General features: G+C 65.0%; 23 protein-coding genes and 2 pseudogenes. 3 read left to right on the top strand and 22 right to left on the bottom strand.

Going from position 1 to position 24,542, the window contains the following annotated elements; translation table 11 throughout:
• Nucleotides 1-2: 2 nt before the first annotated feature.
• From modA to moaA, 17 genes are all read right to left on the bottom strand, one after another.
• Nucleotides 3-746 carry a molybdate ABC transporter substrate-binding protein gene (modA, locus tag J2X70_RS01590; protein WP_309908554.1) on the bottom strand — a complete coding sequence of 248 codons (744 nt, stop codon included), beginning with the start codon at nucleotides 744-746 and terminating at the stop codon, nucleotides 3-5.
• A gap of 20 nt (nucleotides 747-766) precedes the next feature.
• Nucleotides 767-1,543, bottom strand: coding sequence for a helix-turn-helix domain-containing protein (locus tag J2X70_RS01585; RefSeq protein WP_033831271.1), 777 nt, complete (start codon nucleotides 1,541-1,543; stop codon nucleotides 767-769).
• An 11-nt stretch (nucleotides 1,544-1,554) separates the two neighbouring features.
• A complete protein-coding gene (locus J2X70_RS01580; protein ID WP_099784377.1) occupies nucleotides 1,555-2,769 on the bottom strand; it encodes a coproporphyrinogen III oxidase in 1,215 nt (404 codons plus the stop codon).
• Between the two features lie 96 nt (nucleotides 2,770-2,865).
• On the bottom strand, nucleotides 2,866-4,197 hold the full coding sequence (locus J2X70_RS01575) for a nitrate/nitrite transporter (RefSeq protein WP_025874351.1): 1,332 nt from the start codon (nucleotides 4,195-4,197) through the stop codon (nucleotides 2,866-2,868).
• Between the two features lie 24 nt (nucleotides 4,198-4,221).
• A complete protein-coding gene (locus tag J2X70_RS01570) occupies nucleotides 4,222-5,121 on the bottom strand; it encodes a peptidylprolyl isomerase (RefSeq protein ID WP_025874350.1) in 900 nt (299 codons plus the stop codon).
• A gap of 3 nt (nucleotides 5,122-5,124) precedes the next feature.
• Nucleotides 5,125-5,832 (bottom strand): respiratory nitrate reductase subunit gamma, encoded by a 708-nt coding sequence (gene narI / locus J2X70_RS01565; protein ID WP_088100111.1) that lies wholly within the window; start codon nucleotides 5,830-5,832, stop codon nucleotides 5,125-5,127.
• Nucleotides 5,829-6,509, bottom strand: coding sequence for a nitrate reductase molybdenum cofactor assembly chaperone (gene narJ, locus J2X70_RS01560; protein WP_025874348.1), 681 nt, complete (start codon nucleotides 6,507-6,509; stop codon nucleotides 5,829-5,831). Before narJ ends, narI begins: the two co-directional genes overlap by 4 nt.
• On the bottom strand, nucleotides 6,509-8,053 hold the full coding sequence (gene narH, locus J2X70_RS01555) for a nitrate reductase subunit beta (protein ID WP_025874347.1): 1,545 nt from the start codon (nucleotides 8,051-8,053) through the stop codon (nucleotides 6,509-6,511). Before narH ends, narJ begins: the two co-directional genes overlap by 1 nt.
• Nucleotides 8,053-11,808 carry a nitrate reductase subunit alpha gene (locus J2X70_RS01550; RefSeq protein ID WP_025874346.1) on the bottom strand — a complete coding sequence of 1,252 codons (3,756 nt, stop codon included), beginning with the start codon at nucleotides 11,806-11,808 and terminating at the stop codon, nucleotides 8,053-8,055. The genes narH and J2X70_RS01550 overlap by 1 nt, the downstream gene beginning before the upstream one ends.
• Nucleotides 11,809-11,877: 69 nt before the next feature.
• Nucleotides 11,878-13,296: a NarK family nitrate/nitrite MFS transporter gene (locus J2X70_RS01545; RefSeq protein WP_033831277.1), complete on the bottom strand. Its 1,419-nt coding sequence runs from the start codon at nucleotides 13,294-13,296 to the stop codon at nucleotides 11,878-11,880.
• Nucleotides 13,297-13,440: 144 nt separating this feature from the next.
• Complete coding sequence (locus J2X70_RS01540) at nucleotides 13,441-13,806, bottom strand: hypothetical protein (RefSeq protein ID WP_025874344.1); 366 nt, start codon at nucleotides 13,804-13,806, stop codon at nucleotides 13,441-13,443.
• Nucleotides 13,803-14,300: a molybdenum cofactor guanylyltransferase gene (locus J2X70_RS01535; RefSeq protein ID WP_051562355.1), complete on the bottom strand. Its 498-nt coding sequence runs from the start codon at nucleotides 14,298-14,300 to the stop codon at nucleotides 13,803-13,805. The genes J2X70_RS01540 and J2X70_RS01535 overlap by 4 nt, the downstream gene beginning before the upstream one ends.
• A 573-nt stretch (nucleotides 14,301-14,873) precedes the next feature.
• Nucleotides 14,874-15,353 carry a molybdenum cofactor biosynthesis protein MoaE gene (locus J2X70_RS01530; RefSeq protein ID WP_032974540.1) on the bottom strand — a complete coding sequence of 160 codons (480 nt, stop codon included), beginning with the start codon at nucleotides 15,351-15,353 and terminating at the stop codon, nucleotides 14,874-14,876.
• 3 nt (nucleotides 15,354-15,356) lie between these two features.
• Nucleotides 15,357-15,617, bottom strand: coding sequence for a MoaD/ThiS family protein (locus tag J2X70_RS01525; RefSeq protein WP_049463966.1), 261 nt, complete (start codon nucleotides 15,615-15,617; stop codon nucleotides 15,357-15,359).
• Entirely contained in the window at nucleotides 15,617-16,870 is a 1,254-nt protein-coding gene (gene glp / locus J2X70_RS01520) for a gephyrin-like molybdotransferase Glp (RefSeq protein ID WP_309908543.1), read from the bottom strand. Before glp ends, J2X70_RS01525 begins: the two co-directional genes overlap by 1 nt.
• Complete coding sequence (moaCB, locus tag J2X70_RS01515) at nucleotides 16,867-17,865, bottom strand: bifunctional molybdenum cofactor biosynthesis protein MoaC/MoaB (protein WP_309908541.1); 999 nt, start codon at nucleotides 17,863-17,865, stop codon at nucleotides 16,867-16,869. Before moaCB ends, glp begins: the two co-directional genes overlap by 4 nt.
• An 8-nt stretch (nucleotides 17,866-17,873) precedes the next feature.
• Nucleotides 17,874-18,854 carry a GTP 3',8-cyclase MoaA gene (gene moaA, locus J2X70_RS01510; protein ID WP_105164201.1) on the bottom strand — a complete coding sequence of 327 codons (981 nt, stop codon included), beginning with the start codon at nucleotides 18,852-18,854 and terminating at the stop codon, nucleotides 17,874-17,876.
• A 194-nt stretch (nucleotides 18,855-19,048) separates the two neighbouring features.
• On the opposite strand from moaA, the gene J2X70_RS01505 reads away from it, so the two are divergent.
• Nucleotides 19,049-19,453, top strand: coding sequence for a hypothetical protein (locus tag J2X70_RS01505; protein ID WP_025874337.1), 405 nt, complete (start codon nucleotides 19,049-19,051; stop codon nucleotides 19,451-19,453).
• On the opposite strand, the gene J2X70_RS01500 is transcribed toward J2X70_RS01505, so the two are convergent.
• Nucleotides 19,447-19,776 (bottom strand): hypothetical protein, encoded by a 330-nt coding sequence (locus tag J2X70_RS01500; RefSeq protein ID WP_025874336.1) that lies wholly within the window; start codon nucleotides 19,774-19,776, stop codon nucleotides 19,447-19,449. The two genes, J2X70_RS01505 and J2X70_RS01500, sit on opposite strands and share 7 nt — an antisense overlap.
• Nucleotides 19,777-20,372: 596 nt before the next feature.
• Between J2X70_RS01500 and J2X70_RS01495 the strand changes: the two genes are divergently transcribed.
• Nucleotides 20,373-20,747, top strand: a complete 375-nt coding sequence (locus J2X70_RS01495; protein WP_279206970.1) for a hypothetical protein — start codon at nucleotides 20,373-20,375, stop codon at nucleotides 20,745-20,747.
• Nucleotides 20,748-20,874: 127 nt separating this feature from the next.
• Here the strand turns inward: J2X70_RS01495 and J2X70_RS01490 are convergent, their stop codons facing one another.
• The 3 genes and pseudogenes from J2X70_RS01490 to J2X70_RS01480 all read right to left on the bottom strand — a co-directional run bounded on the left by J2X70_RS01490 (nucleotide 20,875) and on the right by J2X70_RS01480 (nucleotide 22,834).
• On the bottom strand, nucleotides 20,875-21,186 hold the full coding sequence (locus J2X70_RS01490; protein WP_033831286.1) for a hypothetical protein: 312 nt from the start codon (nucleotides 21,184-21,186) through the stop codon (nucleotides 20,875-20,877).
• Between the two features lie 463 nt (nucleotides 21,187-21,649).
• Nucleotides 21,650-22,247, bottom strand: a pseudogene (locus J2X70_RS01485) (RHS repeat-associated core domain-containing protein); the annotation flags it as partial.
• A gap of 14 nt (nucleotides 22,248-22,261) precedes the next feature.
• Nucleotides 22,262-22,834: a hypothetical protein gene (locus tag J2X70_RS01480; RefSeq protein WP_059064368.1), complete on the bottom strand. Its 573-nt coding sequence runs from the start codon at nucleotides 22,832-22,834 to the stop codon at nucleotides 22,262-22,264.
• A gap of 755 nt (nucleotides 22,835-23,589) precedes the next feature.
• On the opposite strand from J2X70_RS01480, the pseudogene J2X70_RS01475 reads away from it, so the two are divergent.
• Nucleotides 23,590-23,673: pseudogene (locus J2X70_RS01475) on the top strand (nuclear transport factor 2 family protein); the annotation flags it as partial.
• Between the two features lie 37 nt (nucleotides 23,674-23,710).
• Here the strand turns inward: J2X70_RS01475 and J2X70_RS01470 are convergent.
• Nucleotides 23,711-24,526: a helix-turn-helix transcriptional regulator gene (locus J2X70_RS01470; RefSeq protein ID WP_223495272.1), complete on the bottom strand. Its 816-nt coding sequence runs from the start codon at nucleotides 24,524-24,526 to the stop codon at nucleotides 23,711-23,713.
• Nucleotides 24,527-24,542: the final 16 nt, after the last annotated feature.

The raw sequence follows: 24,542 nt of genomic DNA, 5'->3' as shown, positions 1-24,542 counted from the left end.
CGTCAGGGCTTGCCGAACCCGTGCTTGTGCAGGATCGCCTGGCCCTGCGCCGAGCGCACGAACGCCGCGAAGCGCCTGGCTTCCACCGGCTGCGTGCTGGCCTGCACCACCGCCAGCGGATAGGCGATGCGTCCGGCAACCGGAACCTGGAACGCGCGCCGCACGCGATCAGGCATTGCCTGCGCGTCGGTGGCGTAGACAAAGCCCGCATCCACCTCACCCCGCGCAACGTAATCCAGCGACTGCCGCACGTTCTGCGTACTGATCACCTTGCCCTGCACGGCCGGCCACAGCTTGGCGGCCTGCAGCGCTCCCCGCGCGTAGCGGCCCACCGGCACGCTGTCCGGGTTGCCCACTGCGATGCGCTGCACGCCTGCACCCGCCAGATCGGCCAGTGCGCGCGGCGGCGCCTTCGCCTGCGGCGGCACGACCACCCACAACGCGTTCACCGCGAAGACCTCGCGCGTACCGGCCGCCAGCAGCTTCTGCTGCGCAGCCTGGTCCATCGTTGCTTCATCGGCCGAAGCGAACACATCCACCGGCGCGCCGCGCGCGATCTGCTGCAGCAGTACTCCGGAAGCGGCAAAGTTGAAATCGACCCTGCTGCCCGGGCTCGCCTTCTCATAGGCTGCGCCCAACTCGCGGAAGCTTTCGGTAAGGCTGGATGCCGCCGACACGGTGAGGTTACCAGCCCACGCAGGCAGCGTGGCCAGCAGACCCAGAAACACCATTGCCCATCGCTTCATCGTCGGCTCCCTGGCCAGGTTCAATCGGGTTCGTTTTCATCGGCCACAGCCAGTGCCGCCAGCCGGTCGGGTTGCAGCAGCAGGATTTCGCGCTGCTTCACCGCAATCACACCATCATCGCTCAACCGCCGCAGCACGCGACTGGCCGTCTCCGGCGCCATCCGCAGATAATTGGCGATCTCGGTGCGGGCCATGGTCAGGTTGAAGCGGGTCGCGGAAAAACCACGCCGCGCGTAACGCGCCGACATATCCAGCAGGAACGCTGCCATCCGCTCCTCGGTGCGGTGGTTGGCCGCCAGCGTGGCGACCTTGCCGATCTCCGCGCTGAGCAGGCTGAACAGCTTGGCCTGCAGCCCTGGCATGCGGGTGGCCAGCAGGCTCAGCTTGGGGAACGAAATGCGGCACAGGTGCACCGTATCCAGTGCCACCGCATTGCAGGGGAAGCGCGAACCGTGAATCGCATTGAGCCCGATCACCTCGCCCGGCAAAGCAAAGCCCAGCACCTGCTCGTTGCCCTGGCTGTCGTCGACGAAGGTCTTGACCATGCCTGCGCGCACAGCGGCGATGGAATCGAAGGCCTCACCCGCACGGAAGATGTAATCACCCGCATGGAACGGCCCCACGTGGTCGACCAGGACATGCAGTTCGCCCAGCGCCGTCTTGTCATAGCCCTGCGACATGCATGCATCGGAGAAGGCACAGGTGCTGCAGAAATGCAGCGCGTCGCCATCATCGGCGGCGGCAGGATTCGGCGTGGTCCGGCCGGGCCGGGCCTGTGAGGGCGGAGTTGAAGACATCGGGACAGCACTCAAGCGATGGCGGCCGCCGGCCGGAAACATGCGGCCATCATACGCCACAGCAACCGCCCTTCCTCGGCCAGGCGAAGCACGCGGCCGTCCCAGCGCGCCCAGCCCCGCGCGAGCAGCGGTGCGAGTGCAGGCAGGGTCTCGGCAAAGCATTCATCGAACGGAACATCATTGCGCCATTCGAAGGCAGCAGCATCCAGCGCATGATCGCAGGCGATGCTCTGCGCGACCTCCGCAGCCAGCCGCTCCTCCTCCGACAGGATCAGGCCAGCGGCCACGCCCACATGCCCTGCCCGCAGGCGTGCCTGCCAGCGCTCCAGGTCATCCTCCGTCCGGCAGAACACCTCGCCAATCTGGCTGCACGCCGCCAGGCCGATGCCGATGAAATCGCTGCGATCGCGGCGGGGCACGCCTGCCAGATCGCAATGACGCTGGCCGTCACCCGGGCCGTTCGGGTCCGGCAGGTCCCCGCGTTGGTAATGGTCGCCGCCGATACCCACATAGCCTGCCTCGCGCAGCAATCGCCATGCCTGCAGCCAGCGTTCCGATGAGGGATGCTCTGGCAGCGCACACGGCGCCGGCAACAGCACGCGTTCGGGCGCATCTGCCAGCACGGTCTGCAGGCGCCCGATGAATCCGGCATCCTCCGCAGCGGGCACACGCAGCTGGTAGTAGCGGGCAGTGAAGCCGGCGTCGCGCGCCTGCGCCAGCACTGCCGGGCCAGGCGCATCGGCGCGGTCGATCACGTTCAGTCGCGTGCAACCCACTGCACGTAGTTGTGCAGGCGACAAGCCGCTGCCGGCATCCAGCCGTGCCTCCACCTGCGGCCGGGCCACGGTGCGCAGGTACTGCGGCACCGCATCCAGCAGCTGCCCCAGCAGAACCGGCGGCAGTGCCTCGGCCAGGCCCAGCTGCAGCACCATCGCCACTACCTCGCGGTCTTCGGCCAAGGCATCTGCCTGCAGGCGCAACGCGGCCAGCAATGTGTCGAGATAGCGTTCGGCCGGCACATCGGTCCCCATGCGCCCGGTCTGGAAGCCCAGCGTCAGGCCACGTGGAATCAGGTGCTCGTTGCTGGCCTGCACGGCAGTACGCCAGCCGCTTTCACCGAAGCCGGCACTGAAATGGCCGGCCGGTGGAAACAGCACATGGCGCGGCTGCCGCAGCAATGCGGCCTGCAGCGCTGTGTCCTCGCTCGCATCAACGTGGAAGCTCATGGCTGTCATCCTCGCGCGATCCTCTTCGCGTAGCCCTGATTGAAATCAAGCGTGACGTATTGCGCTGAGGTGCCGGCCAGCGGCCGGCACTGCCATTCACGTGCCGCGCGCCCGTTCCGCGGCAGCCGCATCGATGGCCTCCGGCAGATCGGTCTCCCGATCGATCTGCGGGAAGTGTCGACGCTCCATCCGGCGGATCGCGAAGTGCATCCACGCCAGGGCAGCGGACACCACCACGAACAGCAACATGAAGCAGCTGCTCCAGATGCCCAGGACATCGTTCAGCGCACCGAACACGATCGGCAGGATGAAGCCACCCAGGCCGCCAATCATGCCCACCACACCGCCCACCGCACCCACGTGCCTGGGGTAATACACCGGGATGTGCTTGTAGACCGCAGCCTTGCCCAGCGACATGAAGAAGCCCAATACGAACACCAGCACGGTGAACATCACCACGCCGATGGCCAGGTGGAAGTGGATCGGGCCATGGATGCCCTTCACCACGTACTCGGTATCGGGGTAGGCCAGCAGGAAGGTGCAGATGGCCGACACACTGAATGTCCAGTACATCACCCGGCGCGCCCCCATCCTGTCGGACATCCAACCGCCCACCACGCGGAACAGGCTGGCCGGAATCGAATAGCAGGCTGCCAGCATGCCGGCGGTGCCGACGTCCATGCCGTACGCCCCCACCAGGTAATGCGGCAGCCACAACGCCAGTGCCACAAAACCACCAAACACGAAGAAGTAGTACAACGAGAACCGCCACACCTGCAGGTTCCTCAGCGGAGCCATCTGCTCGGAGAACGGCACCGGCTTCACCCCGTCACGGCGGCGCTGTTCCAGCGACGGGTCTTCCTTGCTGAACAGGAAGAACAGCACGGCGGTGACCGCCAGCGCGACCGCCCACACCTTGGCCACCATGGTCCAGCCCGCGGCCACCATCACCAAAGGCGCCAGCAGCTTGGTCACCGCCGAGCCGATGTTGCCGGCGCCGAAGATGCCCAGGGCGGTGCCCTGCCTGCTGGCCGGGAAGAACCTGGACACATAGGCCACGCCCACCGAAAAGTTGCCACCGGCAATACCCACGCACAGCGCGGCGAACAGGAACTGGGGGTAGGTGTGGGCATAGGTCAGCATCCAGGTAGCCACTGCGCCGCACAGCATCACCAGCACCATCACCTTGCGGCCGCCGAACTGGTCGGACCATATGCCGAGGAACACGCGGCTGACCGAGCCGGTCAGCACCGGGGTGGCGATCAGCAGGCCGAACTGGGTGTCGGTCAATCCCAGCTGCTCGCTGATCTGGATACCGATGATGGAAAAGATCATCCACACCGCAAAGCACACGGTGAAGGCGAATGTGCTCAGCCACAGCGCACGCTGCTGCTGCCCGGCACTGGCGGGGGCAAGGGCCTGGTTCATGCAATCTCCTTCCTCAAGAGTGGGTCAGCCGACCTCGGCTTCGGCTTCGATCTCATCCAGTCCGCGCACCGGGTAGCGCTCCTGCAGCTGCAGCAGGTACGCCTGCACCTCGCGTTGGCGCACCTGCAGCTCCAGGTAGTCCCGGATCTGTGGCAGCACTGCGTCGAACGGCAGCGGCTGCCCCTCCTCGCGCCCATCGATGCTGACCACGTGGTAGCCCCAGCGTGATTCCACCGGGAAGCCAGCCAGGCCCTCGCGCAGGCGGAACACCTGGCGATCGAACTCCGGCGTGGTCTGCCCACGCTGCAGCCAGCCCAGGTCACCGCCGTCACTGCTGGACGGGCAGCGCGAATGGCGCAGGGCGAAGTCGGCGAACAGGTGCGGCGCTGCTTTCAGTTCATTGGCCAGACGCTCGCCCTCGGTGCGTGCGGCCAGCCGCCCGGCCACATCATCGGCCGGCGCGGCCAGCAGGATATGGCGCAGCCGTACCCGATCCGGTGAGCGGAATCGCTCCGGGTTCTGCTCGAAGTAGCGTTGGCAGTCCTCGTCGGTCGGCACGCGGTCTTCGATCGCGTCTTCCAGCAGTTGCTGGATCAGCACTTCCTCATCGCTGACCCGGCCGCCTGCCGGCGCCAGCAGGCCCAGGCGCTGCGCTTCCAACCGCAGCAGTTCACGCACCACCAGTGCGCGCGCCGCCTCGGCACGCGACTGTTCCGGGCGCAGTGCCCGATGGTGCTGCATCTCGCGGGCGATGTCGGCCTCGCTTATCGCCGTGTCCTCCACGAACAACCGGCACGGTGCCGGTTGCCCGAGCGAGCGCGGCCCCTCCCCTGCCCCGTCATGCTGGTGCTGGTGGGCCTCGGCCGGAACCGCTTGGGCGGAATCGATCACGGTGATCGGCAGGAACTTCGGCAGGTTGCCCATGGCTTACTCCCGCGGCCCGTAGCGCAGCGCCGCCTGGCGACGGCGCACCACCTGGTACGGCCGCCACAGATAGCTGACCGGAATGCTCCACACATGCACCAGCCGCGTGAAGGGCGCGATCAGGAACAGGGTCAGGCCCAGGAAGATATGCATCTTGTAGACCCAGCTGACGCCCTCGATGTAGTCAGCAGCACCGGCACGGAAGGTCACGATGTGCTGCGCCCATTCGGCCAGCTGCACCATCACCCCACCGTCCAGATGCCCGGACGATACGCGGATGCTGTACAGGCCAAGACAGAGCTGGGCGAACAGCAGCACCAGCACCAGGGTGTCACCGAAGCTGCCGGTGGCGCGCACGCGGGCATTGGTCAGGCGACGCACCAGCAGGATGCTGATGCCGATGAAGCACAGCGCACCGAACACGCCGCCCACCACCATCGCCAGCATCTGCTTCTGCGAGGAGGTGATGAAGTGCTCATACACCGCGTGCGGGGTCAGCAGGCCGACCAGATGGCCGCCAAGGATGGCCAGGATACCGATGTGGAAGCAGTTGCTGCCGATCCGCATGCCCTTGTCCGACAGCATCTGGCTGGAACCGGTGCGCCAGGTGTACATGGCCTTGTCATAGCGCGCCCAGCTGCCGATCAGCAGCACCGCCACGGCAATGTACGGGTAGTACTGGAAGGCGAATTGATGCAGGTAGTAGTTCATGGCTGGACCTCACGATGCACAGGACGGGCCGGCGAGCGCGTCGGTGGCTTGCAGTCTTCAGCGGGCGCTTCGGCACCGAAACGCACCGCTTCCTCTTCCCACAACCGGTCCATCGCCTCGGCCGTATCGTCGCGGGGTTCCTCACTGGCGCGTTGCCGCAGCGCCTCCAGGTTGACCTTGCCGTCACCAGCTTCCACCAGGATCTCCAGCAGCGGCACGTGCGGCAGCTCACGCTCGGTGGCGCGCGCGGCCAGCATCCCGGCGATGTGGCCGATATGGTGCAGCCACTCGCGCGCTTCGGTCTCCGGCTGGTGGGCCAGGAACTCCAGCAGCAGCGGCAGGTAGTCCGGCAGCTCACGGGCATCCAGTTCGAAGCCGTTGCGGCGGTAGGTCTCCACCAGGTCCACCATGGCCTGGCCACGGTCACGCGATTCGCCGTGAATGTGTTCAAACAGCAGCAGGCTCATCGAGCGGCCGCGGTCGAAGGTCGCCAGCCAGGCGGCCTGCGCATCCAACGGATCGCTGTCCAGCAACTGCTGTACGAAACCACGCAGCTGCCTGCGCCGCGCCGGTGTCAGTGCCGCCTCATCGCACGCCGCCAGCAGTTCCTCGCCGTGCTGCCACAGTTCGTCGCGGGGGTAGTCCAGCAGCACCCCCACCAGCTTCAGTACGCTCATCACACCACCTCCTTGCGGCGGTGGTTCGGGCCGTTGTTCACCACGAAGCTGGTGCTCTTGCGCTGCCCGAACAGGTCGGCCGGGCTGTCGCCGTTGCAGCCGTTGCCGAATGTGAAACCGCAGCCGCCGCGCTCGCCGAAGGCATCGTTGGCGTACTCGCGGTGTGCGGTCGGAATCACGAAACGGTCCTCGTAGTTGGCAATGGCCAGGTAGCGGTACATCTCTTCAACCTGTGCCACGGTCAGCCCGGTCTGGTCCAGCACCGCCGTGTCTTCCACGCCGTCCACGTTCTTGGCCCGGCGCCAGGCGCGCATCGCCATCAGGCGTTCCAGCGCACGCACCACCGGCGCCTCGTCACCGGCAGTCAGCATGTTGGCCAGGTAGCGCACCGGAATGCGCAGCGAGGCCACGTCCGGCAGCTCGCCACTCATGCCGATGCGGCCCCGCTCGGCCGCCGACTGGATCGGTGACAGCGGCGGTACGTACCAGACCATCGGCAGCGTGCGGTACTCCGGGTGCAGCGGCAGCGCCAGCTTCCAGTCGATCGCCAGCTTGTACACCGGCGACTGCTTGGCCGATTCCAGCCAGCTGTCCGGAATGCCTTCGGCGCGCGCAGCAGCAATCACCGCCGGATCATGCGGGTCCAGGAAAATATCCAGGTGGGCCTGGTACAGATCCTTTTCGGCAGCTACCGACGCGGCCTCGGCAATGCGGTCGGCGTCGTACAGCATCACGCCCAGGTAGCGGATGCGGCCGACACAGGTTTCCGAACATACCGTCGGCTCGCCCATCTCGATGCGCGGGTAGCAGAAGATGCACTTCTCCGACTTGCCGCTCTTCCAGTTGTAATAGATCTTCTTGTATGGGCACGCCGACACGCACATGCGCCAGCCGCGGCACTTGTCCTGGTCGATCAGCACGATGCCATCTTCCTCGCGCTTGTAGATCGCGCCCGACGGGCACGCCGACACGCACGCCGGGTTCAGGCAGTGCTCGCACAGGCGCGGCAGGTACATCATGAAGGTCTTTTCGAAGGCGCCGTAGATCTCCTTCTGCACTTCATTGAAGTTGTAGTCGCGCGAGCGCTTGCTGAATTCCGAGCCCAGGATCTCCTCCCAGTTCGGGCCCCATTCGATCTTCTGCATGCGCTCGCCACTGATCAGCGAGCGCGGCCTCGCGGTCGGCTGGTGCTGGCTGTCCTTGGCGGTGTGCAGGTTCTGGTAGTCGAAATCGAACGGCTCGTAGTAGTCGTCGATCTGCGGCAGGTCCGGGTTGGCGAAGATCTTGGCCAGCATCCGCCAGCGACCACCGGCGCGCGGCACCAGCTTGCCGCTGCCGGTGCGCACCCAGCCACCATTCCACTTCTCCTGGTTTTCCCATTCCTTCGGGTAGCCGATGCCCGGCTTGGTTTCCACGTTGTTGAACCAGGCGTACTCGACGCCCTCGCGCGAGGTCCACACGTTCTTGCAGGTGATCGAGCAGGTGTGGCAGCCGATGCACTTGTCCAGGTTCAATACCATCGCGATCTGTGCACGGACCTTCATCACACTACCTCCTTGCTGGCCGATGCCGAGGCACCAGCGGGCTGTTCATCGTCCAGCCAATCCACCTTGTCCATCTTGCGCACGATCACGAACTCGTCGCGATTGGTACCGCAGGTGCCGTAGTAGTTGAAACCGTAGGCAAGCTGCGCGTAGCCACCGATCATGTGGGTCGGCTTGAGCACGATGCGGGTCACCGAGTTGTGGATGCCGCCGCGGGTGCCGGAGATCTCCGAACCCGGCACGTTGATGATGCGTTCCTGGGCGTGGTACATCATCGCCATGCCCGGCATCACCCGCTGGCTGACCACCGCTCGCGCGGCGATCGCACCGTTGACGTTGAACAGCTCGATCCAGTCGTTGTCGACGATGCCGGCACTGCGCGCGTCGTCCTCGCTGAGCCACACGATCGGGCCACCGCGCGACAGCGTCTGCATGATCAGGTTGTCGCTGTAGGTGCTGTGGATGCCCCACTTCTGGTGCGGGGTGATCCAGTTCAGCACGATCTCCTTGTTGCCGTTCGAACGCTGGTTGAGCAGCGGCTCGATGGTGCGGGTATTGACCGGTGGCCGGTAGCTCATGAAGGCCTCGCCGAAGTCGATCATCCACTCGTGGTCCTGGTAGAACTGCTGGCGGCCGGTCACCGTGCGCCACGGAATCAACTCGTGCACATTGGTGTAGCCCGCGTTGTAGCTGACGTTGTCGTCTTCCAGCCCGGACCAGATCGGCGAAGAGATGATCTTGCGCGGCTGCGCCTGGATGTCACGGAAGCGGATCGCCTCGTGCTCCTTGCCCTCCGCCAGATGGGTGTGCTCGCGGCCGGTGAAGCCGCCCAGCGACTCCCACGCCTTCACTGCCACATGGCCGTTGGTTTCCGGGGCCAGGTGCAGGATCACTTCGGCCGCGTCGATCGCCGTCGAGATGGCCGGCCGGCCCTGGCTGACCCCCTCCTCGCGCACGGTATGGTTCAACTTGCCGAGGAATTCCACCTCATGCTTCGTATCCCAGTTCATGCCCTTGCCGCCATTGCCGTGCTTGTCCAGCAACGGGCCCAGCGAGGTGAACTTGCGATACAGGTTCGGGTAATCGCGCTCCACCACCGTCATCGACGGCATGGTCTGGCCGGGGATGGCCTCGCACTCGCCCTTCTTCCAGTCGGCCACGCCGAACGGCATGCCCAGCTCATTGGGGGTGTCGTGCAGGGTCGGCACCAGCACCAGGTCCTTCTCCACGCCCAGCACGCCGGGCGCCATCTCGCTCACGGTGCGCGCCACCTCCTTGAAGATGTCCCAGTCACTGCGCGATTCCCACGCCGGGTCCACCGCCTTCGACAGCGGGTGGATGAACGGGTGCATGTCCGAGGTATTGAGATCGTCCTTCTCGTACCAGGTGGCGGTGGGCAGCACGATGTCCGAGTACAGCGCGGTGGTGCACATGCGGAAGTCCAGCGTCACCAGCAGATCCAGCTTGCCTTCCGGCGCCTCGTCGCGCCACTTCACCTCCTCCGGCTTCACTGCGCCCATCTCGCCCAGGTCCTTGCCCTGCAGGCCGTGGCGGGTCCCCAGCAGGTGCCGCAGCATGTACTCATGGCCCTTGCCCGAAGAGCCCAGCAGGTTCGAGCGCCAGATGAACATCATCCGCGGGTGGTTCTGGCTGGCATCCGGGTCGGCGAAGGCGAAGTCCAGCGAACCGTCCTTGAACTTGCCCAGTGCGTAGTCGGCAGGTGCCACGCCCGCCGCTTCGGCTTCGCGCACCAGCTGAAGTGGGTTGCGGTCCAGCTGCGGCGCACTTGGCAGCCAGCCCATGCGCACCGCGCGCAGGTTCAGGTCGGCCAGGCTCCCGCTGTACTTGCTGGCGTCGGCCAGCGGTGACAGCAGTTCGTCCACCTGCAGCTTCTCGTAACGCCACTGCCCGGTGTTGAAGTAGAAGAACGACGTACCGTTCATATGGCGCGGCGGCTTGCTCCAGTCCAGGCCGAACGCCAGCGGCTGCCAGCCGGTCTGCGGGCGCAGCTTTTCCTGGCCCACGTAGTGCGCCCAGCCGCCGCCGGTCTGGCCCACGCAACCGCACATGATCAGCATGTTGATCAGGCCGCGGTAGTTCATGTCGTTGTGGAACCAGTGGTTCATGCCGGCACCGACGATGATCATCGAGCGGCCATGGGTCTTGTCGGCGGTACGCGCGAACTCGCGGGCGATCTCGATCACTTCCCCGCGCGACACGCCGGTGATGCGTTCCTGCCAGGCGGGCGTGCCCGGCACGTTCTCATCGAAGCTCCTGGCGACATTGGCGCCGCCGAAACCGCGGTCCACGCCGTACTGCGCAAGCAGCAGGTCATACACCGTCGCCACCAGCGTCTGGCTGCCATCATCCAGCGCCAGGCGACGTACCGGAATGTTGCGGTCCAGTACTTCCTCGGCCGGGGCGGCGGTCCAGCCGTCACTCTCGATGCCACCGAAATACGGGAAGCTGACCGCCTCGATGCCATCGTTGGCCTCGGACAGGCTCAGGCGCAGGCGCGTCTCCGCACCGTTGCTGGCCTTCTCCTCGATGTTCCAGCGCCCCTTCTCGCCCCAGCGGAAACCGATCGAACCGTTCGGCACCACGATCTGGCCACTGGTCTCGTCGTAAGCGAGGGTCTTCCAGTCCGGGTTGTTGGCTTCGCCCAACCCTCCCAGCTCACTGGCACGCAGGAAACGGCCGGCCACCAGGCGGCCATCGGCGCGGCGCTCCAGGCGCACCAGCATCGGCATGTCCGAGTACTGGCGGCAGTAGTCCTGGAAGTACTGCGACGGCGAATCCACATGGAACTCGCGCAGGATCACGTGGCCGAAGGCGAACGCCAACGCGGCGTCGGTGCCCTGCTTGGGGTGCAGCCAATGATCGGTCAGCTTGGCCAGCTCGGAATAGTCCGGGCAGATCGAAACCGTCTTGGTGCCGTTGTAGCGGGCCTCGGTGAAGAAGTGCGCATCCGGCGTGCGCGTCTGCGGTACGTTCGAGCCCCAGGCGATGATGTAGCGGCTGTTGTACCAGTCGGCCGATTCGGGAACGTCGGTCTGCTCGCCCCAGATCTGCGGCGAGGCCGGCGGCAGATCGCAGTACCAGTCGTAGAAGGACAGGCAGGCGCCGCCCAGCAGCGACAGATAACGCGCGCCGGCGGCGTAGGACACCATCGACATCGCCGGAATCGGCGAGAAACCGACCACGCGGTCCGGCCCATACTGCTTCACGGTGTACAGATTGGAAGCCGCGATGATCTCGTTGGCTTCTTCCCAGTTCAGCCGCACGAAACCGCCCATGCCGCGCCGGGTCTTGTACGAGCGCGCCTTTTCCTTGTCCTCCACGATGCTGGCCCAGGCATCCACCGGCCCCTGGGTCCTGCGTGCTTCGCGCCACAGGCGCAGCAGCGTGCCGCGGATCAGCGGATACTTCAGGCGGTTGGCGCTGTACAGGTACCAGGAATAGCTGGCGCCACGCGGGCAGCCACGCGGCTCGTGGTTGGGCAGGTCCGGGCGCGTGCGCGGGTAGTCGGTCTGCTGGGTTTCCCAGGTGACCAGTCCGTTCTTGACGTAGATCTTCCAGCTGCACGAACCGGTGCAGTTCACCCCGTGGGTGGAGCGCACGATCTTGTCGTACTGCCAGCGCTGCCGGTAGCTGTTCTCCCAGTCACGGCCTTCGCTCTTGGCAAACCCATGGCCATCGGCAAAGGGCTGGGGGTCACGCTTGAAGAACTGCAAGCGATCAAGAAAATAACTCATCGGGGGTCTCCCTTTGCGGACATCTGCATCGTGGCTGTGTGTGTCATCTGGCTGCGGTGCGTTTTCATGTCAGCAGGGCGTCTCAGCGCCGCGCCGGTAGTACCACCACCAGGTCACGGCCAGGCAGGTGACATAGAAAACGACGAACCCGTACAGCGCCATATCGGGGCTGCCGGTCAACGTGATCGAAGAGCCATAGCTCTTGGGAATGAAGAAGCCGCCGTAGGCACCGATCGCACCAGAGAAGCCCACCACCGCAGCCGACTCGATGCTGGCCTGGTGCGCCGACGCGGCCTTGCCTTCAGCGTTGGCCCCTGCCGACAGGCGCTCATGCAGCGTGCGGAAGATCACCGGGATCATGCGGAAGGTGGTGCCGTTGCCGATGCCACTGAGCACGAACAGCGCCATGAAGCTGAAGAGGAAGCCGTAGAAGTTGCCGCCCTGGCCATCGCTGGGCAGGAAATGCAGCACGCCGAACACCGCTGCGATCATCAGCGCGAACACCCAGAACGTCAGCCGCGCACCACCCCAGCGGTCGGCCATGCTGCCGCCCACCGAGCGCATCAGCGCACCCAGCAACGGGCCGATGAAGGCGTAGGCCAGGGGGTTCACGGCGGGGAACTGGCTCTTCACCAGCATCGGGAAGCCAGCAGAGAAGCCGATGTAGGAACCGAAGGTGCCGATGTACAACCAGCACATCAGCCAGTTGTGCTTGCGGCGGAAGATCACCGCCTGCTCGGCGAACGAGGAACGCGCGCTGGTCAGGTCATTCATGCCGAACCAGGCCGCCACGGCGCAGATCGCAATGGCCGGCACCCAGATGAAGCCGGCATTCTGCAGGTACAGCGGTGCACCGCCCTCCACCACCGGCTGCGGCGCACCACCGAGGGCACCGAATACGCCCACCGTGATCACCAGCGGAATCACCGCCTGGGCCACCGACACCCCGACATTGCCCAGGCCGGCATTCAGGCCCAGCGCCAGGCCCTGCTTCTGCTTGGGATAGAAGAAGGAGATGTTGGACATCGACGAGGAGAAGTTCGCCCCGCCAAAGCCGCACAGGATCGCGATCACCACGAACACCCAGTACGGCGTGGCCGGGTTCTGCACCGCAAAGCCCAGCCAGATCGTCGGTGCCAGCAGCGACGCAGTGGACAGCGCCGTCCAGCGGCGTCCGCCAAAGATCGGAATCACGAACGAATAGAAGATGCGCAGCGTCGCGCCGGACAGGCTGGGCAGTGCCACCAGCCAGAACAACTGATCGGTGCTGAAGCCGAAGCCGATCTTCGGCAGGCTGATGGTCACCGCCGAGAACAGTACCCAGACCGAGAACGCCAGCAGCAGCGAGGGAATGGAGATGACCAGGTTGCGGGTGGCGACCCGCTTGCCGGTGCGCTCCCAATAGCCGGGATCTTCCGGCGTCCAGTCGCTGATGACGCGACCGGGACTGGCAGTGCTGCGGACAACAGGATCGCTACCGACGGTCATACATGGCTCCAAGGCTGTGGAATGACGTGGGTACTGCTTTCAAGTTGTAACCCGTCGTCATGCAGCCATTAGGCCGTGCAGCAGCAACGACGGGGTTGATCTGGATCAATCAAGGGCGGGTTTTCACCCTGCCCCTGACAAATGTCAAACCGGTGACGCGGAACCGCGACGGGTTACGCCACGCTGGCGCACGCTGTCGCGCACATCCACATCGAACTGCAGTTGCAGCGTGGTGCCGTCGTCCAGATACAGCGCAAAGGCCAGGCCATCGCGGCATGGCAGGCGCCCAGCCAGGTCCTCCACGGAAGACCGGGGCAATACCAGGCGGCAATCGGTGCCGCTGTCGAGCAGCACGGCCGATTCGCCACCATGCAGCGAAACGGCGGTACCCCAACCACCACTGCCGCCGAACCGGGTCAGGTTCTCCACCGTTTCACCGGCCAGCAGCCGGGCCAATTCGGCCTCGTCCAGGCGCAGACGCATTGTCTGTTGTTGCAACTGCACCTTCATGAGGCAACGTCCTCCCATTGGGTGGGGGTATTGCAGTTGATCAGGGCGCTTTCATCAGCGTGGGCCAGGCGCAGCGTCTGCGCGTCCAGCCGGTGTTGCAAGGCCTGCAGGGAACGCGGGCCGAGGGGATCGTGGATCATGTTTTCGAGGATCGTGCGACTTTCATTGTCCACATTAAACAGCATCGGAAGCGGATGCCCGTCAAAGATCGTGCAAGCGCTGCGATGCCCGTCACGCAATTGCTGCAGCAGATCCGGGGTCAAGCGGGGCGTATCCACCGGTACTACCCAAGCCGGGCCATCGGTCATCTGCATCGCCACGCTGAACAGGCCTCCGAGCGGCCCGCAACGCGTGATCTGGTCGGGTATGCCGCCGAAGGCAGGGTAGCGCCCGCTCACCCAGACCCGGTCTGCCCCGGCCAGCCGCAAGGTGCCGCGCATGTGCTCCAGCAGGGTGCGCCCCTGCCAGGGCAGCAATGCCTTGTCGCGGCCCATCCGGCTGGACAGGCCGCCGGCCAGAAGGATGCCGGCAATGGGCGTTGTCACGCGGGAAACCCGACCACGCCATACGTGGCCGCTCCTGTCGGGCGCGAGGGGAAGGCGCCATCCACGCATGGAGCAACCGTGCAGGTACGCCTCAGTAGAGCCACGCCATGCGTAGCTGCTTCTGCCAAGCGCGAGGGGAAGGCTCCATCCACGCATGGAGCAACCGTGCAGGTACGCCTCAGTAGAGCCACGCCGTGCGTGGCTGCTCCTGTCGGGCGCGAGGGGAAGGCGCCATCCACGCATGGAGCAACCGTGCAGGTACGCCTCAGTAGAGCCACGCCATGCGTGGTTGCTTCTGCCAAGCGCGAGGGGAAGGCGCCATCCACGCATGGAGCAACCGTGCAGGTACGCCTCAGTAGAGCCACGCCATGCGTAGCTGCTCCTGCCGGGCGCGAGGGGAAGGCTCCATCCACGCATGGAGCAACCGTGCAGGTACGCCTCAGTAGAGCCACGCCATGCGTGGCTGCTTCTGCCAAGCGCGAGGGGAAGGCGCCATCCACGCATGGCGTGGATCTACTGCCGTCAGTGGTGATCATGCGCCGGTTCACCGTCGGCGTGGCACAGCGTGCAGCCTTCGCTCCACTCGCTGTCGCCGTCCTCGTAATGTTCCTGCTTCCAGATCGGGCACTGGTGTTTCACCGCCTCGATCAACTGCCGGCACGCGCGGAACGCTTCATCGCGGTGCGGGCTGCCCGCAGCCACCACCACCGCAACATCGCCAATGCCCAAGCGGCCCTTGGCATGCGCCACATACAGCTTCAGCTTCGGCCCGAACGTCGCTTCGATCTCCGCCGCAAAGCGCTGGATCTCATTCAGCACCAGCGGTTCGAACAGGTCATAGGTGATGCCGGTCACCGGCCGCCCCACATTGAAGTCGCGCACCTTGCCGATGAACACATCGATGCCGCCGAATGCCGGGTCGGACACCGCCGCGATGCCTTCGGCCGGGTCGATGGCGTGCTGCGCACGGTCCACCACCTTTGCCGTCACGTTGCTGCTCATGGCTCAGCCCCCGCTCACCGGCGGCAGGATCGCCACCTTGCCATCGGCAGGCAGCGCCTCGTGGTCACGCAGCACGCGCTGCTGGTCGGCAAAGGCAGAATAGTCCAGCAACCCGGCGCGGAAACCGGGAAAGCGCACCGGCAACAGCTCACGCAGCGCCTGGCGCAGATCGGCCACCGTGCCACCGGCCACCTCCAGCGCGATCTCGCGGCTGGCATCCAGATCGGAAAACGCACCGAACAACTGCAGATTCACCTGCTTCATCATGACTCCTGGGTTGCCAGCTGCAGCGGGTCCTGGTGGCCCCAGCCCTGCACGCGCACCAGCGTGCCGGCCGCGACGAGGTCCCCCTCGCCCTCCAGCACCACCCAGGCGTTGGCCTGCAGCATGGATTTCAAACGGAACGATTCCTGCCCAGACAGCACGCGCACGCTCAAGCGCCCCTGCGCGTCCACGTCCACCCGCGCACGCGCGTGGAAGCGCAGGCCCGGCGGCTTGCGCACATCGGCCTGCAACGGCAGCTGCAGCAGCGGCTCTGCGGCCAGGCCCAGCAGGCGACGCAGCACCGGTTCAACGAAGAAACGCTGCCCCACCGCCGCCGACACCGGATTGCCCGGCAGGCCGAAATACAGCGCGCCATCGGGCAGCACTGCAAACAGCAGCGGCTTGCCTGGGCGGATCGCCACCTTGTGGAACACGATGCGGGCGCCGCGGGCGCGCAGCGCATCGGGAATGAAGTCGTAGCGGCCGGCCGACACCGCGCCGGTGCTGATCAGCACCTTCGCGCCCGCAGCCAGCGTGTCGTCAAGCACCGCATCGAAGGCAGCCACGTCATCGCCTACCGTGCCCTGCCACACCACCTCGGCACCGGCGGCCTGCAGGCGGCCGATCAGGTAGGGCCGGTTGCTGTCACGGATCTGTCCGGAGTCCAGCGCCTGCGCCGCTTCGGTCACCAGCTCCTTGCCAGTGGCAATGACAGCGACCTTCGGCCGTGCCACCACCGCCACCTCGGCCGCGCCGATGGCGTGCAGCAGGGTGCGTGCATTGATGTCCAGCGCCTGCCCGGCCTGCAGCACGCGCTCGCCTTCTTCCACGTCCTGTCCGCGCAGGCGCACGTTCTGGCCAGGTTTCACCCCGCTCTTCAACGCAATGCGGGTCGGGCGACCCTGCTCACTGGCAAGGATCTCCACGTTCTCGATCGGCACCACCGTATCCAGCCCAACCGGCATGCGCGCGCCAGTCATGATTTCCCAGGCACCGTCGCCGCCCTCGGTACCGGCGTCGCCCGCCGCCTGCCAGCCCTGCACCACAAATTCGGTATCGCTTTCGAACGGCGTGCCATTGGCGCGCAACGCGAAGCCGTCCATCGCCGAGTTGTCGAACGGCGGCAACGGCTGCCCGCTGATGATGTCCGTGGCCAGGATGCGTCCACCCGCCTCATGCAGCGGCAAGTGTTCGGCCGGCAGCGGCGTGGCGGCCTCCATCAGGTGCTGCAGCGCTTCGCTGTAGGCAATCATGCGTGGCCACCGCCATCGACCATCGCCACCGCGTGGCCCAGCACCGGCGCCAGAATGTCCAGACACTGCGCGGCCGCACGCGGGCTGCCCGGCAGCGCAAACACCAGCATGTCATCCAGCTGCACCACCTCGGCCCGGCTCAGCCAGGCCATCGGCGTGTGCTGCGCACTCAACGCGCGCACCATCTGCGCCAAGCCGTGCACCGGTCGCGCATTCAACGAACGCAGCGCCTCCGGGGTCAGGTCACGCGGGCCAAGCCCGGTGCCGCCGGTACACAGGCACAGGCGTACGCCGTCGCGCGCCAGCGCACGCAGCCGGCCCGCCAGCGGCTCGATGCCATCGGGCAATACCTCGGCAGCCACCACCTCGCCACCGAGCGTCTGCAGCCCGCTCACCAGCTTCGGGCCGGACTCGTCGGCATAGCTACCCTCGCTGGCGCGATCGCTCAGGGTGATCACCGCGCAGGCCGCACCGTTCAGGCCCTTCGGCGGGCGCGGCCTGAAGCGCGCGCGCTCCCCCTCGTCCATGCCGTCGGGATGCAGCCACAGGCCCCGCTTGCCGCCCTCCTTGAACAACAGGCGGACGCCCTCGATGCGCAGCGCCGGCTCCACCGGCTTGCTCAGGTCGTACAGGGTCAGCAGTGCCGCGTTGACGCCGGCAAGCGCCTCCATCTCCACACCGGTGCGGGCCTCGCTGGCGCACTCGCACCACACGCGTATCGCCTGCCGCTCCGGCACCGGCGCGCAGTACACCTGCACCAGTTCCAGCGGCAACGGGTGGCACAGCGGCATCAGCATCGAGGCCATCTTGGCGCCCTGCAGCCCGGCGATCTCGGCCATCACCAGCGCATCGCCCTTGGGCAACCGGCGCTCGACAATCAGCGGGTAGGCCACTGGCCCGGCATGCAGCTCGCCCACCGCTACCGCGCGGCGGCGGGTAACGCGCTTGTCACGCACATCGGCCATGTGGAAGGCCGCAGTCAATTCACCACTCATCGTGTTCCTCATCCTCCAATCGAAGCCAGATGCGGGGTCAACCCGGTCTGGCCCTGGTGCAATCCGTGCCCGGCCGCTTTCAGGCCAAGCTGTGTGGTGATGCGTGCCAGCAGCGCGTCCTGGTCGTCGTCGCTCTGCAACAGCGGGCGCAGCGGCACGCCGAATTCGCCGAACAGGCACAGCCGCAGGTCACCCTTGGCGGTCACCCGCAGGCGGTTGCATCCCTTGCAGAAGTCACGCGAGTACGGGGCGATGATGCCCACCGTGCCGCGATGCTGCGGGTGGCTGAACTCGCGTGCCGGGCCGGCATCGGCCGCGCGCGGGCGCTCGTGCCAGCCAGCGGCCAGCAGCTGCTCGATCACCACGTCGGCGCGCAGATGGTGGCGCTGGAAATAAGCTTCGTTGTCGCCGGTACGCATCAGTTCGATGAAGCGCACGCTGAAAGGACGGTCGCGCAGGAAGTCCATCCACTGCGGCAGCTCGTCGTCGTTCAGGCCGCGCAGCAGCACTGCATTGAGCTTGATGGCTGGCAGACCCAATGCCTGTGCCATCTCCAGCCCCTGCTGGATTTCCGGCAGGCGGTCATGGCCGGTGATGGTCCTGAAGCGCTCGCGCTGCAGGCTGTCCATGCTTACGTTCAGCGCGGTCAGGCCGGCGCGGTGCCAGCCCGGCAGGCGACGCGGCAGCAGCGTGCCGTTGGTAGTGATGGCCACCTTGCGGATGCCCGGCACGGCCGCCACCGTGGCGATGATCTCGTCCAGGTCCTTGCGCAGGCTGGGCTCGCCACCGGTCAGGCGGATCTTGGTCATCCCCAGCATGGCAAAGGCGCGCACCAGGCGCGCGATCTCGTCCACCGCCAGGAAGCGCGGGCGGCCGTCGGCCTGGTAGCCATCGGGCAGGCAGTAGCTGCAACGGAAGTTGCAGGCCTCGGTCAACGACAGGCGCAGGTAAGGAAAGCTGCGCCCGAATCCGTCGGTGAGTTGGCTCATGGCTGGTCCACCTTGTTGTTCCACCGTCTTGCCTGTGCCCGGAACGGCCCGGATACCCTCGCCTGCTGAGACTGACGCCAGCCTACGCGGCAGGCATTGGCAGCGGGATGACTTAAATCAATCGCCGCCGGCCACGCCGCCCGGACGTTATGGCAGCATGCGGCTTTCCGTGCAGCGTGCGTGTGACAGCCATCATGATGATGAATGATTTCCAGCAATTGCTGCAGGCCGCCAGCGAACAGGCCGAACCGCAACGCCTGCTGTTCGTATTCGCCCGCGCCGACCTGCCCGAATCGCCCACCGACGACCAGCGCGACCGGCATGACCGGCGTGAGGGCGGCACCCTGTCGCCTGTGCTGTGCGTGGACAAGCTGCCGGCCGAGGTGCCGAGCTTCCAGGCACTGGCCAGCGAGTCCACCACCACCGGCGTGGAGTGGGACATGGTGTTCGTGGCGGCAATGGATGGGCGTGCAGGCTTCGCCCCCAGCACCGACGAGGCCACCCGCCCGCTGCGGCTGATGGTCAACGCCATCAACGACGGCCAGATCGGCCGCTTCGCCGCCTTCGACCGCAGCGGTGAGCCGATCCAGTTCTATTGAGTCACCAGCTGCAGGGTCAGGAAGAAGATCACCAGCACCGTATTCAGGCCCCAGGCTACGGTCAGCCCGCGCGCGGCAACACCCAGGTTCGGGGTCCGCGCGGTGGGTGCCGCGCGCCAGACCGCGGGGATGATCCATCCGGTATAGAGCAGCAGCACGGCGAACATCGCCAGCACCAGGGTGGTGCGCTGGTTGGCTAGGGCCCAGAGGGCAACGGCCCAGAGCATGTTGCTGGGGATGACCCCTTGCAGCCAGAAGACGTTCCAGAGGCGTGAACGGCCTTGGGTGTCGGGCGTGGGATGCAGAGACGCGGTAGCTGTCATAAGTCTCCTTCTGGTTAGGAAACGTGCTGGGCAAGCCTGCGCTTGGTGGCTGGGAACGTCAAGGCGCGACGGAAACGGTAGCGCCGGGCCATGCCCGGCGGAGTGCATCCGAGCGCCACACCACGTTGCTCGCCGGGCATGGTCCAGCGCTACCCATGGCTTGTCGCCATCAACCCGCTCACACATCCCGCGCACCCCCTACAACCACGACCCCTGTCGCAGATTGCCTGGTCGCGGTGGACCAACGCGGCAGCCAGCGCTGCCAGTACTTAACAGCGTGGTTCAATGCCGAAAGCGTCTCCAATCGCGAGTTGTTTACAACTCTTCTGATTGGCATTGCACAGCGACGCGGGCTCAGATGGCGTGCCACCGAAAACGGGTGGCCGGGTTTCGAATCCCGTGTTGGCGTTGAGTGATTGCGCTTGCCAGTCGGCGTCCACATTCCGTGGCGCCGGCTGGCAATCCGTCTGCCGGCTATGGCGGGCGGTGCGTGGGGGCGTTCGCGCCCACCGGCTTGACGTCAACCCGGATTCGAACCACGTACCGCCCGCCACCTCTGTGTGGCGGCTACCGATTGCCTTGCACGGAGCCTCGCCATGAACGGATCTGACCTGCCCCCTCTGCACGCCTACAGTGACCCGGCCAACGCCGATGACCTGGCAGGGGCTGTGCCCCGTGCGGATGCGAACACCCTGAGTGCCAACCTGAGACGCATCGGCAAAGGCGCTGCGGCCGACGGGCAGCCCTGGCCGGAGCGGCACCAGTTGCCGGGGCGCTGCATGGCGCTGGCCGACGCCGATTGCGCATTGGCTGGCTTGCGGGTGGTTCAGGAGGTGCTGCTGGCAGCGGAGCGCACCCGGCAGAACGGCGAGCTCGAGGATTATGTGGGGGACCGGGTGATGGAAGGGCTGATGCTGGCGTGCCTGGCGTTGAGTGCGCAGGCTGTGGGGCGGTTGCAGGTGGAGGGGTGAACGGGACTCGCTTGGAATGCACCTTGCGCCTCCAGGCTCACCAGCGAACGGGAAAAAGCCCACCGGTACTGCAGCCCCCCCTTTGTCTCGCGTGTTACTCCGTCTCAACAACAGCATTGCCCCTCGCTCACTCGCCTGCCGCCCTCTTTCCGGATAGAGCAACCAGAAAGATCAGAACAAGCGCGATGCACACTGCCACGTTGAACAAGAGGATGGGCCGTATGGCGAGGTAGAGCTCACCGACTCCCAGAGAAAAAGACCCATGATTTGCCTGCGAACCCAGCGCTCTGGCAATGATCTGAATCCACACAAGTGCAGCTATCTGAACAACAACGATTCCGATCGAGGAGAACAGCCGTCTGGTAGGAGTTCTGCCGACCATTGCGAAATACGTAAGTACCGAGAGAACTGCGTAGAAAGTAACCAGCGTCCAGATCATTGTCCTATCCCCCGCAGCCGCAGCCCGTAGGCCGGTTCCCCAACATCTCATGCATCGCTCTGATTGCACCGGCGTCGATATCGGCTCTGCTATCCATATCCCAGTTGTATGGTCGCCCCTGGAACACGTCTTCGATGTCATACACCATACCAGCGAGACTCGTCACCCCCCAGCCAACTGGGCCCCAAAAGTAGGCGGCACCATATCCCGCAACGTAGTTTCCGAAGCTCTCTGCACTCAACCTATTTCCGTCCACCAAAAAGGTATCTCGATCCTTTCCGATTCGACCATCATTCTTTGCCCTATAGTCAAGAATGGTGGTGCTATTCAAAAAAACCATCGTGACTCCAAGTGGATTGAGGGCGCTGCGCCTTGCGTACGTCAGTTCCTCGTTTGTCTCACATGCTGAATAGTCTTTCAGTCCAAGCGGATCCGTCCGGCCTGCAGGCATAGCAGATGATTAGAGATAGCTGTTGATCCCGCCACTCAGACCAATCGGATCACTCTGCGAATACCGCCCCACTGCGGGGTCATACTCGCGCTGGTAGTTATAGAACAGCCCACTCGCATCCGTCGACTGCTGGCCGGGGAAGCGCAGCGCCAAGTCGAACGCCACGCCATCGCCATCCGGATCAGCACTAGGAACCTGATCACCGAACACTTCGCTCTTGTTGCTCCACTCCCAGATCGCAACATCGTGCACGGGGTCGATCACCACGCGCGGCGTGCCTAAATGGTCCGGTTGGACGTAGGCCAGTTCCGGTACGCCGGTGCTCGGCGCGTTGATCAACGCCACCGGATGGTTGTCCAGCCAGATGGCCTGCTGCTGCACCTGGCCCGTGGCCGAGTAGTTGCCCAGCCATTGTCCTGCTTCGTCGTACAACGTGATCTGAGCCGCACCACCGGCCGGCTTGCGCAGCACGCGTTCGCCGCGATGGTTGTAGGCGTAGCTCTCCAATGTGGCGTTGCCCTGCTTCACCGCATTCATGCGGCTGGTATCACTGCAGGTAAACGATCTGCTGCCAGAGCGTGGTATTCCCTGCTGCGTTAGGGCTGCGCGCAGCGAGGCGATTCGCTACCGTCCGCTGCCCCAGGAGCTGCCGCCGACCAATCGAGCCGTCTGAACAGACCACGTCTCCAGAAGATGCTGCGCGCCCGATTCACCACCATTCTTCAGGACGGAGATAATCGCATCCAATCTACGTTGGACCGCACTGGACATTGGCAAAGCCAGGAGATTCTCCAGCGTGGCATCCGCCGCCAAGAAATCGCCAAGCCGAATGGCGGATATGTACTTTATCCATTCGGAGTAGTCGTTCCTGAAGTCAAGGCCGTCAACATAGATCAAAAGGTCTGCCGCCGTTCTCACCCTCTCAAGATTTTCGACGTACTCGGTATGCATGCCACAGAAGAAACGTTCATCTCCTTTCGCAACTGCAACCCTCTGGCCTAGAGACATGTGCAGGAACGGCAAATCATCATAGGTCGGAAGTACGAAGGTCCATAAGTAGATAGCAGACGGTGCAGGGTCTATCGCAAACCCAGAGATCACATCTCGCGTATACGAGGCAATCAAGAAATTTCCAACGACCCGCATGCCGCTTTTCTTCGCGTCCTTTTTCAATCTCCGCAGATCAAACGCTCTCATGCTATGCCTTCCTGGAGGGCTGAGGAGCTCCCTGTTTCATGTCTCGCACATTAAGAATCCGCCGGATCACCGGAGAGTCGATCAGCAGGTTCTCGCCGAGCGCTTTCGCAAGATCCTGCAACTCGGCAGACCATCCCTCAACCTGCGGAAGCGCCACCCTGGTGAACAAGGTCCTCTTCCCATCTGCCCCACCCGAAAAACAACCAATTCCTGTGCATCTTCATCGACACAGACGAGATGGTCATACGTATTCATTGTCAATTGTTCCATGTATTCAATGGCGGAATAGGGCTTCCGCTAAGACACGCAGCATATCTCTGCGTCGCCGACGCATGACAGACCGCACCAGCTCTTGCGCCACGCCCCCCGGTGATTCCATTGCAGGTATCCGTGTCAGTCCGTAGCAGGGCCTCACAATCTTCTCCCTCCTCGGGAGATGCGCCAGGTTGTCTTGCTCTCCTGCGCCTGCGCGGCAAGGGGGGCTGCGCAGCCAAGCGCGGCCATCGTCAGCGCCACACACGCCAGCTTCATTTTCCGTCCGAACATCCGTGTTCTCCTTCCTGGGCGAATACCGCGCCGGGAGGGACGAAGGCGCACAGGCGGTTCACCGCCCTGTCGCGCCCTGCTTCGGATCGCCCCTGTTCCGGAATGCGGCAATGCCGCACGGGGCAGTTATCGCGGAAGCCGATTACATAATCAAGTCAAACCCTGAGATTCAGGTCACGATTATCGATAACGGTGGCCGCCCTTGGGTCCAGCTGATCCACACCGAGCGGGGCTGGAAGATCTTTTCAGTGATCTATTCGATACGTGACAAACGCAGTTCCGCAGAGAGCTGATGCGCCCTTTCAGCAAATCAACGTCAGCCAGTCACCATCAACCACCACGCGCAGCAGAATCCTGATTCCGCAACCGCGCCGCAAAATACCGCGTAGGCGATTGCCCCAGCGCTTTCTTGAACATCGTGATGAACGCCGTCACCGATTCATAGCCCAGGGTTTCAGAAACCCGCTGCACCGCCGCGCCGCCGGCCAGCTCGCGAATCGCAACCAGCAGATGCAGCTGCTGCCGCCAGCGCCCGAACGACAGTCCGGTTTCCCGAACAATCAGCCGCGTCAACGTGCGCTCACCCAACGCCAGGCGTTTGGCCCACTCGCTGATGGTGCTGCGGTCGGCCGGATTGACCGACAGCGCCGCAGCCAGCGCACGGATTTTGGGGTGGTCGCTCACCGGCAGGTACAACCGCTCGGCCGGCATCTGCACCAGTTCGTCCAGCAGCACTCGCGCCAGTCGATCGGTGTGCCCGCCGCGCGGGTAGTCCTGCGGCGCATCGGCCAGGTGCAGGATCATCTCGCGCACCATCGGCGAGATCGACAGCGTCACGCAGTGCAGTGGCAGGTCGACAACGCCCGGCTCGACGAACAGATAGCACAGGCGGGCGTTGGCGGTGGCCCGGTTGCTGTGCGGCATGCTGCCCGGAATCCACACGCCGCACTGTGGCGGCACGATCCACAGCGCATTGGCCACCTCGCAGGTCACCGCGCCATGAAGTGCCAGGATCAGCTGTCCCTTGCGGTGGTCATGCACCGGAATCTCGGCATCGTGGTCGGCCACCTGCAGGCGGCTGGCCACTGCCGGCCGATCCGTCGCGTCCGGGTCCAGATCAAAGCCAGGCAGTGAAATGCGAGTCATTCTCGATGACCGGATT

The organism is Stenotrophomonas sp. 1337 (assembly GCF_031455455.1).
Lineage (GTDB): Bacteria > Pseudomonadota > Gammaproteobacteria > Xanthomonadales > Xanthomonadaceae > Stenotrophomonas > Stenotrophomonas indicatrix.
This window is presented reverse-complemented; position numbering and strand designations above follow the sequence as displayed.